General features: G+C 68.3%; 14 protein-coding genes. 6 read left to right on the plus strand and 8 right to left on the minus strand.

The window, feature by feature from the left end; genetic code table 11:
* Positions 1-76 precede the first annotated feature (76 nt).
* From P3H15_RS03535 to P3H15_RS03545, 3 genes are read left to right on the plus strand one after another with little or no spacing between them, the layout of a single operon-like run.
* A complete protein-coding gene (locus P3H15_RS03535) occupies positions 77-619 on the plus strand; it encodes a hypothetical protein (RefSeq protein ID WP_276136194.1) in 543 nt (180 codons plus the stop codon).
* Positions 619-942 carry an NAD(P) transhydrogenase subunit alpha gene (locus tag P3H15_RS03540; RefSeq protein WP_276135970.1) on the plus strand — a complete coding sequence of 108 codons (324 nt, stop codon included), beginning with the start codon at positions 619-621 and terminating at the stop codon, positions 940-942. Before P3H15_RS03535 ends, P3H15_RS03540 begins: the two co-directional genes overlap by 1 nt.
* The gene (locus P3H15_RS03545) at positions 942-2,372 is read left to right on the plus strand and encodes an NAD(P)(+) transhydrogenase (Re/Si-specific) subunit beta (protein ID WP_276135971.1); all 1,431 of its coding nucleotides are present in this window, start codon (positions 942-944) and stop codon (positions 2,370-2,372) included. Before P3H15_RS03540 ends, P3H15_RS03545 begins: the two co-directional genes overlap by 1 nt.
* 8 nt (positions 2,373-2,380) lie before the next feature.
* Here the strand turns inward: P3H15_RS03545 and P3H15_RS03550 are convergent, their stop codons facing one another.
* Together P3H15_RS03550 and P3H15_RS03555 are read right to left on the minus strand one after the other, a co-directional pair.
* Positions 2,381-3,682 carry a glutamine synthetase family protein gene (locus tag P3H15_RS03550; RefSeq protein ID WP_276135972.1) on the minus strand — a complete coding sequence of 434 codons (1,302 nt, stop codon included), beginning with the start codon at positions 3,680-3,682 and terminating at the stop codon, positions 2,381-2,383.
* A gap of 22 nt (positions 3,683-3,704) precedes the next feature.
* On the minus strand, positions 3,705-4,886 hold the full coding sequence (locus tag P3H15_RS03555) for a CdaR family transcriptional regulator (protein WP_276135973.1): 1,182 nt from the start codon (positions 4,884-4,886) through the stop codon (positions 3,705-3,707).
* Positions 4,887-5,072: 186 nt separating this feature from the next.
* On the opposite strand from P3H15_RS03555, the gene P3H15_RS03560 reads away from it, so the two are divergent.
* Positions 5,073-6,809, plus strand: a complete 1,737-nt coding sequence (locus P3H15_RS03560; protein WP_276135974.1) for an aldehyde dehydrogenase family protein — start codon at positions 5,073-5,075, stop codon at positions 6,807-6,809.
* Positions 6,810-6,857: 48 nt separating this feature from the next.
* Positions 6,858-8,447: a GMC family oxidoreductase gene (locus P3H15_RS03565; protein ID WP_276135975.1), complete on the plus strand. Its 1,590-nt coding sequence runs from the start codon at positions 6,858-6,860 to the stop codon at positions 8,445-8,447.
* A 70-nt stretch (positions 8,448-8,517) separates the two neighbouring features.
* Here P3H15_RS03565 and P3H15_RS03570 read toward each other — a convergent pair whose 3' ends face one another.
* Positions 8,518-9,111 (minus strand): C40 family peptidase, encoded by a 594-nt coding sequence (locus tag P3H15_RS03570; RefSeq protein WP_276135976.1) that lies wholly within the window; start codon positions 9,109-9,111, stop codon positions 8,518-8,520.
* A 243-nt stretch (positions 9,112-9,354) separates the two neighbouring features.
* On the opposite strand from P3H15_RS03570, the gene P3H15_RS03575 reads away from it, so the two are divergent.
* A complete protein-coding gene (locus P3H15_RS03575; RefSeq protein ID WP_346348745.1) occupies positions 9,355-10,182 on the plus strand; it encodes an alpha/beta hydrolase in 828 nt (275 codons plus the stop codon).
* Positions 10,183-10,233: 51 nt separating this feature from the next.
* Here P3H15_RS03575 and P3H15_RS03580 read toward each other — a convergent pair whose 3' ends face one another.
* The 5 genes from P3H15_RS03580 to P3H15_RS03600 form a co-directional block, all read right to left on the minus strand.
* Positions 10,234-11,241: an ABC transporter substrate-binding protein gene (locus tag P3H15_RS03580; RefSeq protein WP_276135978.1), complete on the minus strand. Its 1,008-nt coding sequence runs from the start codon at positions 11,239-11,241 to the stop codon at positions 10,234-10,236.
* A gap of 17 nt (positions 11,242-11,258) precedes the next feature.
* Positions 11,259-12,200 carry a TauD/TfdA family dioxygenase gene (locus P3H15_RS03585; RefSeq protein WP_276135979.1) on the minus strand — a complete coding sequence of 314 codons (942 nt, stop codon included), beginning with the start codon at positions 12,198-12,200 and terminating at the stop codon, positions 11,259-11,261.
* A 73-nt stretch (positions 12,201-12,273) separates the two neighbouring features.
* The gene (locus tag P3H15_RS03590; RefSeq protein ID WP_276135980.1) at positions 12,274-13,230 is read right to left on the minus strand and encodes a TauD/TfdA family dioxygenase; all 957 of its coding nucleotides are present in this window, start codon (positions 13,228-13,230) and stop codon (positions 12,274-12,276) included.
* Positions 13,231-13,344: 114 nt separating this feature from the next.
* Positions 13,345-14,076 (minus strand): IclR family transcriptional regulator, encoded by a 732-nt coding sequence (locus tag P3H15_RS03595; protein ID WP_276135981.1) that lies wholly within the window; start codon positions 14,074-14,076, stop codon positions 13,345-13,347.
* Positions 14,077-14,102: 26 nt separating this feature from the next.
* Positions 14,103-15,398, minus strand: a complete 1,296-nt coding sequence (locus tag P3H15_RS03600; RefSeq protein WP_276135982.1) for an LLM class flavin-dependent oxidoreductase — start codon at positions 15,396-15,398, stop codon at positions 14,103-14,105.
* Positions 15,399-15,405 lie beyond the last annotated feature (7 nt).

The raw sequence follows: 15,405 nt of genomic DNA on the forward strand, positions 1-15,405 counted from the left end.
GCGCAGTACAGAATCAGCTTCCTCCCGGCCCGAAAGGGCCAGGCTTCCTCTGATTAATCCGGTGAAATCGAATGAAGTGTCGAGCGGCAGTAGTCAAAGGTGCCTGGTCGGTGTCCCTCGAGAATCGAGTGACGGTGAGCGCCGGGTGGCTCTGGTGCCGAAAACTGTGTCCGCTCTGATCGGCAAGGGCGTCGAGCGCGCGAAGCAGCAACGGGCTCTCGAAGATGCAATCAAAGGCTTCGACGTCGTGATCACCACGGCCCTGGTGCCGGGTCGTCCCGCCCCGCGTCTGGTGACTGCTGCCGCCGTCGAAGGAATGACGCCCGGCAGTGTCGTCGTCGACCTCGCGGGTGAAACCGGTGGCAACTGCGAGCTCACCGAACCGGGCCAGACCGTCGTCAAACACGGCGTGACCATCTGCTCGCCGCTGAATCTGCCGGCGTCCATGCCCGAGCACGGGTCCGAGTTGTGCGCGAAGAACATTTCCGCGCTGATCGAACTGATGCTCCTCGACGGCGGTGCCGGCGAAGGAACGGGGAAGGTCGCCGTCCTGGCTCCGGACTTCTCCGATGAGGTTCTGGCCGGCGCGTGCGTCACCCGCGAAGAGAAGGGCGCCTGATGTACACATCGCTTCTGGCGAACATCGCGATCCTGGTGCTGTCCGGGTTCGTCGGTTTCGCTGTGATCTCCAAGGTTCCGAACACCCTGCACACTCCGCTGATGTCGGGTACGAACGCCATCCACGGCATCGTCGTGCTGGGTGCGTTGGTCGTCCTGGGCAAGGTGCACGATCCGTCGCTCGGGTTGCAGATCATCTTGTTCGTCGCGCTCGTCTTCGGAACCGTGAACGTCGTCGGTGGCTTCGTGGTCACCGACCGCATGCTGGCGATGTTCAAGGCCAAGCCGGCCGCCGCGTCTGTGCCGAAGGATGGTGACCGGTAATGGAATACCTGGTCAATGGTTTGTACATCGTCGCGTTCGCGATGTCCATCTACGGTCTCATGGGCCTGACGGGCCCGAAGACCGCGGTGCGCGGTAACCAGATCGCCGCGGTCGGCATGGTCGTCGCTGTCGTCGCGACGCTGATCTCCATTCGCGATGCGCAGATGGGGAACTGGATCCTGATTGCCTCCGGCCTCGTGATCGGTGTCTGTTTGGGTGTTCCGCCGGCGCTGCGCACGAAGATGACGGCGATGCCGCAGTTGGTCGCACTGTTCAACGGTGTCGGCGGCGGCACGGTCGCGTTGATCGCGTACGCGGAATTCCTGGACTCGGACGGGTTCACCGCATTTCAGCACGGCGAATCGCCGACGGTCCACATCGTCGTCGCCTCACTCTTCGCCGCGGTGATCGGCTCGATCTCTTTCTGGGGCAGTGTGATCGCGTTCCTGAAACTGCAGGAGACCCTGCCCGGTCGTCCGATCGGAATCGGAAGGCTCCAGCAGCCGCTCAATGCTCTGCTGCTCATCACCGCAGTCGTGTTCTCGGTGGTCATCGGCATAAGGGCGATGTCACCGGAAGGCCCGACCGGCTCCCTGTGGATCGTGGGGGTTCTGGTGCTGTCGGGCATCCTCGGCCTGATGGTCGTCCTGCCCATCGGCGGCGCCGACATGCCCGTCGTCATCTCTCTGGTCAATGCGCTGACCGGGTTGTTCGCCGCTGCATCAGGTTTGGCACTGGACAACCAGGCGATGATCGTCGCAGGCATGATCGTCGGCGCTTCGGGCACCATCCTGACCAACCTCATGGCCAAGGCCATGAACCGGTCCATCCCCGCCATCGTCGCCGGTGGATTCGGGGGCGGCGGCGGTGATGTGGCAGCATCGGACGGCGTCGTGCGCACGGCCAAGGCGACCTCGGCCGCTGACGCCGCAATCCAGATGGCCTACGCCAACCAGGTCATCGTCGTACCCGGATACGGATTGGCTGTCGCGCAGGCCCAGCACGCCGTCAAGGACATGGCGAAGTTGCTCGAAACGAGAGGCATCGAGGTCAAATACGCCATTCACCCCGTCGCCGGGCGGATGCCCGGTCACATGAATGTTCTTCTCGCCGAGGCGGATGTCTCCTACGACGCGATGAAGGAAATGGACGACATCAACGACGAGTTCGCTCGCACCGATGTCACCCTCGTGATCGGCGCGAACGACGTCACCAACCCAGCGGCACGCAACGATCCGAGTTCACCTATTCACGGGATGCCGATCCTCAACGTCGACCAGTCGAAGTCCGTTGTCGTGCTCAAGCGTTCGATGAACTCCGGGTTCGCCGGTATCGAGAACCCGCTCTTCTTCGCCGAGGGCACGTCGATGCTCTTCGGTGATGCCAAGAAGTCGGTCGCCGAAGTCACCGAAGAACTCAAGGCGCTGTAGCGCTCGACCTAGGACGTCCACGAGTACCGGAAGCGTTGCGCGACCTCGTCGACCGGCTTGTCCCGGTACTCGGCGTGCTCGTAGCGCTTGACCGCCGCCAGCGCTTCCACGATGAGCGGACCGAACAAGTCCCGCGCGAGTGCCGAGGACTCGAATGCCCCGAGCACGTCGGACGGCAGGGTCGGGAGGAGGTCGACGGCGTGCGCGCCTGCCAGGTTCGCCGGGTCGACCGACACCTCGTCCGGTAGTGGAAACGCACCGGCGATCCCGTCGTGGGCGGCGCCGAGAATGGCGGCGCCGCTCAGGTACGGGTTCGCGGAGGGGTCGACGGGTTTGATCTCGAGGTTCGCGCCGTGCGGGTTCCCGGTGGTGTCCGTGCACAGGCGGACCGCGGCCTCGCGGTTCTCCAGCCCCCAGCAGCGCGACACCCCCGACCACATCCCCGGGCGCAACCGCAGATGCGACAGCGCCGACCCGGCGAGAACCGCCGTGAACTCGGGTAGCGCCCGCAGGATCCCGGCGATCGCGGCGCCACCGGCGGCCGTCAGCCCGTGCGGGCCCGGACCTCCGGACAGGATCGGCCGATCGTCCTTGGCGAAGGACACGTGCTGGTGGGCGCCGTTTCCCGCACCGCCCGCGACGGGCATGGGCGAGAACGACGCTCGCAGGCCCTGGGCGCGCGCGGTCCGGCTGATCAGTGCGCGGGCCAGCACCACGTCGTCGGCCGCCGTGACGGGGTCGGCGGGGGCGAGCGACACCTCGAACTGGTTGAGCCCGGCCTCGGCGTGGACCTGTTCGATCGGCAGCCCGGCCGTCGCTGCCGCGGCGAGCAGTCGTGCGAAGAATTCATCGTTCGCGAGAACGGCGTTCAGTCCGTACGCGGACCATTCGTCGGCCGTCGCCGCGTCGAACAGCGTGAACTCGATCTCGTGGCCGGTCCGCGCGCTCAGCCCGGATTCCTCCAGCCGCGCCGTCACCCGCCGCAACGCTTCCCGGGTGCAGGCGAGCGACGGCGTTCCGTCCTGCTCGGTGAGGCACGCCGGCGCCCAGTACGTGCCGTCGCCCAGATTTCTCACGTCGTCGGCGTCGATCCGCAGCCGAAGGTCGCCCACCACGGAGAAGGACGGCGTGAACGCGAGGTGGTCGTCGACGCAGAACACACTCCAGCTCGGCGCGGCGCCCGCACCGGCGTCGACGAACGTGGACAGCCTCGCGATGGGCAGCATCTTCGCCCGGGAGACCCCGGCCATGTCGACGATCGAGCCGACGACGCGGTCGGTGGGGGCGAAGTCGTTCCCTGCGCCGCGCATCAGTGCCTCGCCACCGCCCCGGTCACGAACCGAGCAGCTGGTGCGCCCGCAGACCGACGTACAGTTCGGCGGCGTCGATGGGGTCGGAGAAATCGCGTCCGGTGAGGGTGTGAATTCGGCGCAGCCGGTACAGGACGGTGTTGCGGTGGTAGTGCAACTGGGTGGCCGCCGCCGTCGTGGAGCCGCGGCAGGAGAACCAGGCGTCGAGAGTGGCGAGCAGGCTTTCCTGTTCCTCCGCGGGCAGGGCCAGCACCGGTCCGAGTATCTGGTTCGACGCGAGCTTCCCGGCGTCGGGAACACTGACCAGCAGCAGCGACACCGGCACCGACTCGTAGCGGGTGATGGTGCACCCGCCGTGCCCCGCGCAGCGGCGGGCGATCCGCGCCTGCTCCACGGCCCGGCTCGTCCCACCCGGACGTCCGAACGCCGAGCTGACGCCGATCCGTCCGTGACCGGTGCGGCCGAGGACGTCCAGCGCCGAATCGAGGACCTCGGCGGAAGCGGCCCACAGCAGCCCGACCCGGCCGTCGACCTCCGAGTCCCACACCGAGTCGACCCCCGCACCGCGAAGGTCCGACTGGACGACGTCCGCTGCGGACGGGGACGCCGCCGCCTCGGCGGACACGACGAGGAACGTGCTGTTCTCCGGAATCCGGAACGTGCGGAGCGCGTCGGCTGCGCCGGCCGGGTTGGCGGCATGGTCACCGAAGAGGGTGCGGATCAGCCGGCCCCGCGACTCGGCGTCCTCGCGGGCGCGCAGGTCGGCGGTCTCCCGGTAGGCCTCCGCGGCGCTGTCCGAGTAGACGTCCACCAGCGCCCACACCTGGGCGGCCATGTCGAGCAGCGCGTTGGTGGCGCGGCCCTCCGAGCGGTTCATCAGTTCGTCCCAGATCAGGCGACCACCAAGCCGGAACGCGTGGAGCAGCGCCGCGAGCGGCACCCCCTGTTCGGCCTTCAACTGTCCGGCCGCACGCGCCGCCTCCAGCCGGATCGGCGCACTGCCCGCGAGGTTGCCCAGCATCGCCGTGAGGTTGTCGACGCACGCCGCGTACAACTGCTCCGGGGTGAGGAGTGTCGCCTCCACGTAGCCGTGCTCGGCCGACAGGATGCGCGAGACGAGTTCCTCGGACAACTGGTCCACCGACTCCAGCATCGAGCCCAGAAGGTCGGTGGGCGAAGGCGCGACATCCGGGCTGACAGTCATCCGGCAAGACTATCCACCGGATGAAGTCGGCGCCATCCCCCTTTGTGCGACGGCATAGCCCCGGTGGGCTACATTCACAGCCGCTGCCTATGGCGCGGCGCCCGCAGCGGGGACGAGAATCGGTGTTCTACGCCACAGTTTGTGGCGCGGTCCATCATGCACTCGACCCGAGCGGAGCTGTCCACCGTGAGCACTTCAGAACCCGAGGTCACCTCCAACACCACCTCGCCGCACCCGGAGGTCGACGCGGCCCTCGCCGACCTCGCCGAGGGCGAGAAGACCTGGGCCGACCTCTCCCTCACCGACCGCAGAACACTCCTCGACAAGGTGCACGACCTCACCGTGCAGCATGCCGCCGACTGGGTGGACGCCGCGGTCGCGATCAAGGGCCTGGACCCGAAGTCGCCGCTGGTCGGCGAGGAATGGATGTCCGGACCGTACCCGCTGGCCACCGGCACCGCGGCACTGTCCGCGAGCCTGGCGAAGCTCGACGCCGGCACCAGCCCACTGGACGGCGCCACGTTCGGCACCGCGCCGGGCGGCCGCACCACGGTCAAGGCGTTGCCCCTGAACATCTTCGACAAGTTGCTGCTCAGCGGATTCAGCGCGGACGTGTGGCTGCAGCCGGGAATCGATCGTGCGACGGCACAGCGTGACGCCGGCCTCGCCCAGCGCGACCCGTCGCGGACGCAGGGCGTCGGCGTGGTCCTGGGCGCCGGCAACATCACCTCGATCGCCCCACTCGACACCCTGTACGAACTGATCGCGCACAACCGCGTCGTCGCCCTCAAGCTCAACCCCGTCACCGACCGCCTGCTGCCCGTGCTGACGCGGGTCCTCGAACCGCTCATCTCGATCGGCGCGGTCCGGTTGCTGACCGGCGGCGCGGACGTCGGAACGTACCTGGTGCACCACGACCTGGTCGACCACGTGCACATGACGGGCAGCGCGCTCACGCACGACGCGATCGTGTTCGGCACCGGCGAGGAAGGTGCGCGGCGCAAGGCGGCGAACGAACCCCTCCTCGGCAAGGCCATCTCCAGCGAACTCGGCGGCGTGTCCCCCACCATCGTGCTGCCCGGCGAATGGAGCCGCGCCGACATCAAGTTCCAGGCCGAACACATTGCGACGCAACGACTGCACAACGGCGGCTACAACTGCGTCGCGGCGCAGGCGGTGGTCGTGTCGTCCGAGTGGAAGCAGCGCGACGAGTTCGTGTCCGCCCTGAAGGAGGCGCTCGACAAGGCACCGGAACGCACCGCGTACTACCCCGGCAGCGACGCCCGGGTCGCCGGCGCCGTCGCGTCGTTCCCCACCGCGGCCCGGCTCGGCGAGAACGGCGGACGCGTCCTGGTCACCGATCTCGAGCCCGGCGCCTACGCCCCGCTCCTGCAGACCGAGTACTTCGCGCCGGTGCTCGGCGTGATCGACCTTCCCCACGGCGGCGCCGAGTTCGCGGCCCACGCCGCCGACCTCGTCAACGCGGACTTCGTCGGAACACTCGGGATCAACATCGTCGCGGCGCCGCAGACCATCCACGAGATGGGTGCGGAGTTCGACTCGCTGCTCGAGAGCCTCCGCTACGGGACCATCGCCGTCAACGCGTGGACCGGCGTCGGCTACCTGACCGCCACCGCCACCTGGGGAGCGTTCCCCGGCCACACCCTGAACGACGTGCAGAGCGGCATCGGCGTGGTGCACAACGCGCTCCTCATCGACCGGCCGGAACGAACCGTCGTCCGCGGCCCGTTCCGGCCGTCGCCGCGGTCCATCCTGAACCGCGAGATGTCCATCTCGCCCAAACCCCCGTGGTTCGTCACCAACCGAACCGCCGCCACGACTGGCCGATTGCTGACAGGATTTGCCGGTGCACCCTCATGGACCCGGCTGCCGGCGATCTTCGCGTCCGCGCTCCGTGGGTGAGGGCTGCGAGTCCTCGTCCCGTCACCCCCGTCGAAGTGGAGATGAACGATGAATCAGGAACTGTCTGTGGCCGACTACGTGATCGTGGGGTCGGGTTCGGCAGGTGCCGTGCTCGCCGACCGGCTCAGCGCCGACTCCGGCAGCGAGGTCGTGGTCCTCGAGGCCGGCTCCGAGGACAAGGACAAGTTCGCGCACATCCCCGCCGCCTTCTCGAAACTGTTTCGCAGTGAACTGGATTGGGACTACCTCACGGAGCCGCAACCCGGGCTCGGCGGGCGCACGATCTACTGGCCGCGGGGCAAGATGCTCGGCGGCTCGTCGTCGATGAACGCGATGATGTGGGTGCGCGGATTCGCCGCCGACTACGACGAGTGGGCCGAACTCTCCGACGACACGTGGTCGTTCAAAGAAGTGGTCAAATACTTCCGCCGCATCGAGAACGTGCAGGGCGCGTCGGACGCCGACAGCGGCGTCGGCGGGCCGATCGTCGTCTCGCACCAGCGGAGCCCCCGCGCCCTCACCTCGTCGTTCCTCGCGGCAGCCGAGGAGACCGGGTACCCCGTCGAACGGGCGAACACCACTCGGCCCGAGGGTTTCTCACAGACCATGGTCACGCAGAAACGGGGCGCGCGGTGGAGCACGGCCGACGCCTACCTGCGGCCGGCACTGAAGCGGAAGAACCTGACCGTCCTCACCGGCGCCCAGGCCACCCGGGTGCTGTTCGAGGGCTCCGCCGCCGTCGGCGTCGAGTACGAGAAGGACGGGGTGCGGCGCACCGTCCGCGCCGCGAAGGAAGTGATCCTCGCCGGCGGGGCGATCAACTCCCCGCAACTCCTCATGCTGTCGGGCATCGGCGACGAGGCGCAGTTGCGGGCGCACGGCGTCGCGGTGCAGCAGCACCTGCCGGAGGTCGGGAAGAACCTGCTCGACCACCTGGTGTCGTTCCTCGGTTACCGAGTCGACTCGGACTCGCTGTTCGCCGCGGAGAAGATCCCGGAACTGCTCAACTACCTGACCCGTCGCCGCGGCATGCTCACGTCGAATGTGGGCGAGGCGTACGGCTTCACGCGCAGCCGGGACGATCTGGCACTGCCCGATCTCGAGATGATCTTCGGGCCGGCACCGTTCTTCGACGAGGGCCTCATCCCGGCGACCGGGCACGCCGCGGTGATCGGCGCCATCCTCGTCAAACCCGAGAGTCGCGGCGAGATCTCGCTGAAGTCGGCGAATCCCCTCGCCAAGCCGATCATCGATCCCCGCTATCTCAGCGACAGCGGCGGAGTCGACCGACGGGCGATGCTCGAAGGACTGCGCCTGTGCGACGCCCTCGCGTCCGCACCCGCGCTGAAGTCGCGGCTCGGCAATCTGATTCGCCCGGCCGTGGAGCCGAGCACCCCGATCGACGAGATCCTCGAGCGGGCACTGCAGGAGAACGCGCACACGCTCTACCACCCGGTCGGGACGTGCCGCATGGGCAACGACGACGCGAGTGTCGTCACACCCGACCTGCGGGTTCGTGGGGTCGACAAACTGCGCGTCGCGGACGCGTCGATCATGCCCGCCATCATCCGCGGGCACACCCACGCACCGTCGGTCCTCATCGGTGAGCGGGCGTCGGATCTGATCCGCAACTCGTAGGGCGCTTCGCGCCCCGTGCGTGGTTTGCGAGTGCAGAGACTCGTTAACCACGCACGGGCGGCGGAGCCGCCTAGTAGCGGCGCGCCGCGTAGAACGGCATCGAATCGAGCGGCGACTGCTTGACGGGCTGCCCGGCGGTGGGCGCGTGGACGACCGTGCCGTTCCCGGCGTAGAGCCCGACATGCTCCGCCCCGTTGAACAAGACCAGGTCACCCGGTTGCAGGCTGCCCTTGTCGACGGGCGATCCCCCGTTCAACTGGTCGTACGTGGTACGGGGCACCGAGATGCCCACCTGCTTGTACGCCCACTGCACGAGGCCCGAGCAATCGAAGGAGTTCGGCCCGGTGGCGCCCCAGACGTACGGCGAGCCGATCTTCGACTCGGCGGCGGCGAGAGCCTGAGCACCGTGGGTGGCCGGCATCGCCGGCGGGGCCGGGACCGGTCCCGGCAGTGGCCCGGGGTTCGGAGCCGGAGCGGATGGAACCGGAGGCACTGGCGGTACACCCGGTACCTCGAATGTCCCAATTCCTGGGATGGTGATCGGCTCCGCTGCAGCGGGAGCGACGGGAAGCAGGAACGCTCCCACTCCCATACCGGCGGCGATCAGAAGACCGCCGGTCGAAAACTGCAGACGATTGCCCCGACGCAATCTATGCTTGGCCATTGAGCTGAGTCCTTCAATTTTTTGAGTCCGGCGACTTCCGTGCCGTTCGGACGAGACGTTAGATAACATCCCGGTCACGAACTCAGCGGACAACGGCCGAACGGCCCATACGTATACCTGTTTTTGCAATACAGGTAGATAACGATTCGATATCGAACCGACCGGTCCGGCACGAAACACCAGAAACAGGTATGCGTTCGGGTAGATCGGCCCGTTACCGACGGCATCCCCGTCGTCCACGCTGTGTGCGTGTCACTGACCCAGAACTCAGAACCCGAGATCTTCGGGGAACCCGCAGCTGCGGACGCCACGACCCTCACCGTCGTGGGTGCAGGCTCGCCCGTCGTCTTCCTGCACGGATGGGGACTCACCCCGCGGGTGTACGACCGCAGCCTCGCGATGCTCGCTCACCAGGGGCATCGCGTCGTCACGCCGACGCTCCCCGGCTTCGGCGGCACCCCCGATCATGCGCCCGAGGACCGCACCTTCGCCGGTTACGCGGCCTGGCTCGGACGGTTCCTCGACGACGCGGGAATCAGTGAACCGGTCACCCTGGTCGGCCACTCGTTCGGCGGCGGCGTCGCCATCCAGGCTGCCCACGACCTTCCGGAGCGGGTCGCGCGCCTGGTCCTGGTCAACTCCGTCGGCGGCGGCGCCTGGTCGTCCGACGGCTGGCACACCCGGCCCATCGACGAGCGACCACTGTGGGACTGGGGCGCCTCGGCCCTGGGTGAGGCGCTGTCGATCCGGACCATCGCGCACACGACGGCGTCGCTCGTCAACGGTTTTCTGCCCAACGCGTTACGGGATCCGGGTGCGGTCTGGCGAACGGCACACCTGGCCAGACGGGCGGATCTGCGCCACGAACTCGGCGTCCTCGCCGACCGGGGCCTACCGGTGTCCCTACTGTGGGGTCGCGGGGACCGGACAATTCCCCTCGCCAGCTTCGAGTCGATGAGAAAGGCGCTACGCAATCCTCGCGTCATTACCGTGACAGGCAACCACGGCTGGCTGATCCACGACCCCACCTCCTTCGCCGACGCCGTCCGCCGGGCACTCCACCGCCCGTGAGTGGTCGGCGAGTGCAGGGACTCGCTCACCACTCACGGGCGGCGGAGCCGCCTACGTTCCGCCCGGTTTCAGCACCCCCAACCGCACGCCCTGGTCGATCCAGATCTGGAACTCCCCGGGATCGATCACTCCCCCGGCCGCGGGCACGCCGGCACTCTTCCACTGCCGGACGAACTCCGTCGACTCGTTCCGCCCACGGCCCTCGACGATCTTCACGAAACGATCGACCACCTCCTCCTTCGGCACCGTCTGCGTCCACCGCACGGCGCGCGCGACGCCCTGCACGAAGTCGCGGACGGCGTCCTCGTTCTTCGCGATGAAGTCGTTCCGGAACACCACCGCCCCGATCCCCAGCGGGCCGGTGAGATCGACATCCGTGAACAGCGGCGTCAACCCGCCCCGGCTGAGCGCGGCGTCCTTGACGATCCCCCCGAGATTCCCCACGTCGATCTGCCCCGCCCGCAGTGCCTGTTCCGTGTTGTTCGGCGGCACCACGGTCAGCTCGACCTGGTTGATCTCGTCGTTGGTCAGGCCGGCGCGAAACAGCCATTCCTTGATGACGCACTCGTGGTAGGCGCCGAGGGTGTTGATTCCCACCTTCTTCCCGATCAGATCGCGGGCCGTCCGGATGGGGCTGCCGTCGAGGACGTAGTAGCCGTTGAAGCTGTCGGCCTCGGTGTCGCCGTCCGATCCGTATACCGACACGACCCCGGTCAGCGGTGCCCCGGCGTCGACGAGTTTGGCGATGGCGCCGTTGAAGGCCGCCCCGAAGTCGGTCTCCCCGGTGGCCGCGGACTGGATGCTCTGCGGCCCACTCGTCGTGTCCCCCAGCCACTCCAGGTGCACCTTCTCGAAGAACCCGAGATCCTCCGCGAGCTCGGGGAAGGTGACACTGGCCGGGCTACCCTCGTACCGCAGCACCGTCTTGCCGTCCGCCGTCGTCCCGCCGCCCGAGGACGACCCACCACATGCCGCGACCACCAGCGCCACGGCCGTGACCAGCGCCGCGGCGGCGAACGATCTGTTACGGCGCAACCCGATCGGCGACTCAGCGCTCATGTCGTCGTCCCCCTGGCTCAGTCGGAGCCGTGGAACGCGCTGCCGGCCACCGACCGCGACGGCTGACCGTCGACGCCAACCGGAACATCACCTTCGACGGTGGTGCGGTACAGCACCCGCACGACGTCGAGATGATCGAGATCCGCCGGCGCGAGGTGCGCGGTGATGCGGTTGTCCCATACCCCGATGCTGTTGTTCTGCCAGCGAACTCGAACCGTGTACGCGGGGTTCGTGACCTCCTCGAACAGCAGGTCGAGGATCCGGTCGCTCTGCGCCGGGGAGACGCCGAGGATGCGGCTCGTGAAGCCGGGAGTGACGAACAGCCCGCGCTCACCGGTCTCCGGATGCACGCGGACCACCGGATGCTCCGTCACGATCGGTTTCGTGGTGACGTTCTGTTCGGCGTCACTGCCCGCCTCCCAGCGCTTCTGCCGTCCCCCGAACCGGTGTTCGGCGCGCAGGCCGTCCACGAACGACTTCAACGACTCCGGCAGATTCGCGTACGCCGCCGCGAGATTGGTCCAGGTGGTGTCGCCCCCGACGTCCGGCACCAGTTCCGACCGCAGGAACGTGATCGCCGGCGGGTTCACCAGCGCCGAGACGTCGGTGTGCCAGAAGTTCGCGTAGCTGTACTTGCGGGCACCGCCGCGGGCCGCGTACTTGCGGCTGTCCACCTCCAGGATTTCCGGGTAGCCCTCAGGGGCGTTGTAGTCGTAGGGATGGGCGGGTGTCACCTTCCCGAAGTGCCGGGAGAACCGGATCTGCGCCGCGTGGTCGAGGGGCTGGTCGCGGAAGAACAGCACCTTGTGGTCGAGCAACGCCTGCCGCAGTCGTGCGGCGGCGGCCTCGTCCAGGTCACCCGCGAGATCCACACCGCCGACCTCGGCGCCGATATAGCCGGCGATGGGAGCGATCCGGAGCGCGGTGGCGACACCGGGACGGTCGTCGATAACTGTCATTTTCGTCTCCTTGGTTCTGTGCGCGGCTGACGAGTCCAGAGACTCGCTAACCGCGCACGGGCGGCGAAGCCGCCTACTTCTCGCCGCGGAACGCCGCACCGGCGATGGACGTGGATTCCTTGCCGTCGGGCCCGACGGGAACGTCGCCCTCGAGGGTGGTGCGGTACAGGACCCGGGTGACGTCGAGGTGGTCGAGGTCGGTGGGCGCGAGGTGGGCGGTGGCGCGGTTGTCCCAGAACGCGAGGCTGCCCGGCGCCCAGCGGAAGCGCACCGTGTAGGCCGGATTCGTCACCTCGGCGAACAGCAGGTCCAGCAAGCGGTCGCTCTGCGACGGCGACACCCCGACGATCCGCGCGGTGAACCCGGGCGTCACGAACAGGGCACGCTCCCCCGTCACCGGGTGAACCCGGACCACCGGGTGTTCAGTGACCAGCGGGTTCTCCCGCGTCTTCTGCGCGTAGCTGCTGTCCTCGGCCCACTGCGGGTGCCTGCCGCCGAACCGGTGCTCGGCGCGGAGGCCGTCGACGAGGCCCTTCAGTGAGTCCGGAAGACCCTCGTAGGCGGCGACGAGGTTGGTCCACTGGGTGTCGCCACCCTGCTCCGGGACGAGGTGCGCGCGCAGGATCGTACCGGCAGGCGGGTTGATCAGCGCGGTGACGTCGGTGTGCCACTTGTTGTCGTAACTGTACTTCTTGCGCCCGAACCGCTTCTCGTACTTGCGGCTGTCGACGGCGAGGATCTGCGGGAAGCCTTCGGGTGCTTCGTCGTCGTACGGGTGCGATGGCGTCACGTCACCGAACTTGCGGGAGAACGCGATCTGTTCGGCGTGCCCGATCTCCTGGTCGCGGAAGAACAGCACCTTGTAGCGATGCAGGGCGTCGCGAACCTGTGTTATCTCGTTGTCGGCCAGCTCTTTCCGGAGGTCGATACCGGAGATCTCGGCGCCGATGTGCCCGGCGACGGGACGGACCTCGAGCGCGGTGTCGGCGGACCGATCGGAGTCGGTGGGCGCTGCGGTGGTGACGGTCATGGGTACTCCTGGGTTTCGGGCTGAATCGATACGTCGCGATCATCATCGAATCCCGAACCACGTTGCTACAACGCTTTTTTCACAATGCGAAAAAGGTTCACCCTGAGTTTTTCCCTACCGGAACGCGGGAAATGCGGGTCCGGCGCCCGCACCGATCCGCGCCGCGACGCCCCGCATCGGCGGCACGATCTCCCGCACGAGATCGTCGGTGAGTCGCCGACGGAGCGCCTGGACCCCGAGCGCGCCGCGGGGCCGTCCGCCTGCGTCGAGAACGGGAACCGCGACGGCGAGCACGTCCCGGTTCTCGGCGGAGAAGGCTGCGGCGTACCCCTGCCGCCGGACCCGTTCGAGGTCCGAGGACGCCGGCACCGAACTGCCTCGCCGGGCGGACGCCGTGCCGAACGCCAGGATCGCCATGCCCATCGCGCTGGTCTGCAGTGGCTGACGCACCCCGGGCAGCTGATGCGTGCAGAACCGCTCGGGTGGGCGTGCGGAGAAGACGGTGACCGCGACATCGTCCTTGGCGACGGAGAGCGAGGCGGTCAGTTTCACCCGCGCGGCGAGCGAATACAGATGCGGGGCGAACGCTTCGGCTTCGTGCCGCCCCAGCGACGGCACGGCGAGGGAGATCAGGCTCGGCCCCACCCGATAGCAGTCGGTGTGCTCGTCGCGTTCGAGCAATCCGCCGCGGACGAGCGCCTGCACGATGCGGTACGCGGTGCTGACGGCCAATCCGGTGCGGGCGGCGAGCGCGCTGACCGTCAGGTCGGTGGAGCCGCCCTCGAAGCACGCGAGGACCGCGATCGCCCGCTCGACCGCCTGCGACCCCGACCGCGGTGCATTCACGAGGCCTCCTTACCGTCTGGACGCAGTCAGGCCGACCGCGCGGCGCGATACTCGGGAAGCGGCACCGCGAACCGGTCGCGCAGGGTCTTCTCCGCGTATTCGTGGCGGAACAGTCCCCGCTTGCGCAGCAGAGGCACCACTTCGTCGACGAAGGTGTCGAGGCCGGACGGGAACGCGTCGGGCATGAGGTTGAATCCGTCGGCCGCCTCGGCGCGGAACCACGCCTCGATGGTGTCGGCCACCTGTTCCGGGGTGCCGATGACGGCTCGGTGCCCGCCGCCGCCGTTCAGCTCGCGCAGGAGCTGGGCGACGGTCAGGTTCCGCTCCCGCGCCAGCCCGACCACCGATTCGCGGAATCCGAGGGAACCCGAGAACGTCGCGGGGTCGGGCGGCCCGTCCAGCAGCGACTGCGGGATCGGCTGGTCGAGGTCGAGTTCCGCGAGCGGGACACCGAGCGTCAGACTCAGCCGGTCCCAGCCGAACCGGGCGGGGACGTGTTCGCGGAGCTGCTCGTGTCGTGCGACGGCCTCCGCCTCCGTCGAGCCGATGACGGTGATCAGCCCGGGCAGGATCTTCACGTCGTCCGGGTTGCGGCCTGCCGCCCGCGCCACGTCCTTGACGTGCTTGTAGTGCCTGCGCGCGGAGTCGAGCGTCAGTTCTGCGGAGAACACGCCGTGAGCGGTGCGTCCGGCGAGCTCACGCCCGGCGGGCGATCCGCCCGCCTGCACGAGCGGCGGCTGCCCCTGCTCCGACGCCGGCGCCCGCAGCACGCCGTCGACGTCGAAGAACTCGCTGTGGTGCGATACCGGGACACCGCTGCGGGCGCTCTCCCACAGCGCGGTGACCACGTCGACGAACGCCTCGGCACGGCGGTAGCGGTAGTCGCGGTCCGGGATCTGGTCGAAGCCGAAATTGGCTGCCGCCGTCGGTGAATACGTGGTGACGACGTTCCACGCCACCCGGCCACCGCTGAGGTAGTCGAGGGAGAGGAAGCGTTCGGCGAGGTCGCGCGGGTCGTTGAACGTGGTGGAGGCGGTCCCGATCAGCCCCAGGTTCTCGGTGGCCGTCGCGACGGCCGCCAGGATCACCGACGGTTCCAGCGCCCGGGTCGGCTTCACCCGGGGGTTCTCCCAGAAGCCGGGACCGTCGGCGAGGAAGAACGCGTCGAGGGTGCCGCGCTCGGCGATCCGCGCGACCCCGGTGAAGTGGTCGAGATCGACGAACGAGTGAGCGTGCACGTCGTCGAGCGTCCACGCCCCGGGGGCGATGCCCACGTCGAGCACGTTCACGTTGAGCACCAGTTGGCGTCGGGAGCTACTCACGGCTTTG

It is taken from the genome of Rhodococcus sp. T2V (assembly GCF_029269925.1).
Taxonomy (GTDB): Bacteria; Actinomycetota; Actinomycetes; order Mycobacteriales; family Mycobacteriaceae; genus Rhodococcus_F; species Rhodococcus_F koreensis.

Bases quoted from the DNA above. Each gene is read 5' to 3' on its own strand.
- P3H15_RS03540 (WP_276135970.1), top strand. From the start codon at position 619: ATGTACACATCGCTTCTGGCGAACATCGCGATCCTGGTGCTGTCCGGG.
- P3H15_RS03545 (WP_276135971.1), top strand. From the start codon at position 942: ATGGAATACCTGGTCAATGGTTTGTACATCGTCGCGTTCGCGATGTCC.
- P3H15_RS03550 (WP_276135972.1), bottom strand. From the start codon at position 3,682: ATGCGCGGCGCAGGGAACGACTTCGCCCCCACCGACCGCGTCGTCGGC.
- P3H15_RS03555 (WP_276135973.1), bottom strand. From the start codon at position 4,886: ATGACTGTCAGCCCGGATGTCGCGCCTTCGCCCACCGACCTTCTGGGC.
- P3H15_RS03565 (WP_276135975.1), top strand. From the start codon at position 6,858: ATGAATCAGGAACTGTCTGTGGCCGACTACGTGATCGTGGGGTCGGGT.
- P3H15_RS03570 (WP_276135976.1), bottom strand. From the start codon at position 9,111: ATGGCCAAGCATAGATTGCGTCGGGGCAATCGTCTGCAGTTTTCGACC.
- P3H15_RS03580 (WP_276135978.1), bottom strand. From the start codon at position 11,241: ATGAGCGCTGAGTCGCCGATCGGGTTGCGCCGTAACAGATCGTTCGCC.
- P3H15_RS03585 (WP_276135979.1), bottom strand. From the start codon at position 12,200: ATGACAGTTATCGACGACCGTCCCGGTGTCGCCACCGCGCTCCGGATC.
- P3H15_RS03590 (WP_276135980.1), bottom strand. From the start codon at position 13,230: ATGACCGTCACCACCGCAGCGCCCACCGACTCCGATCGGTCCGCCGAC.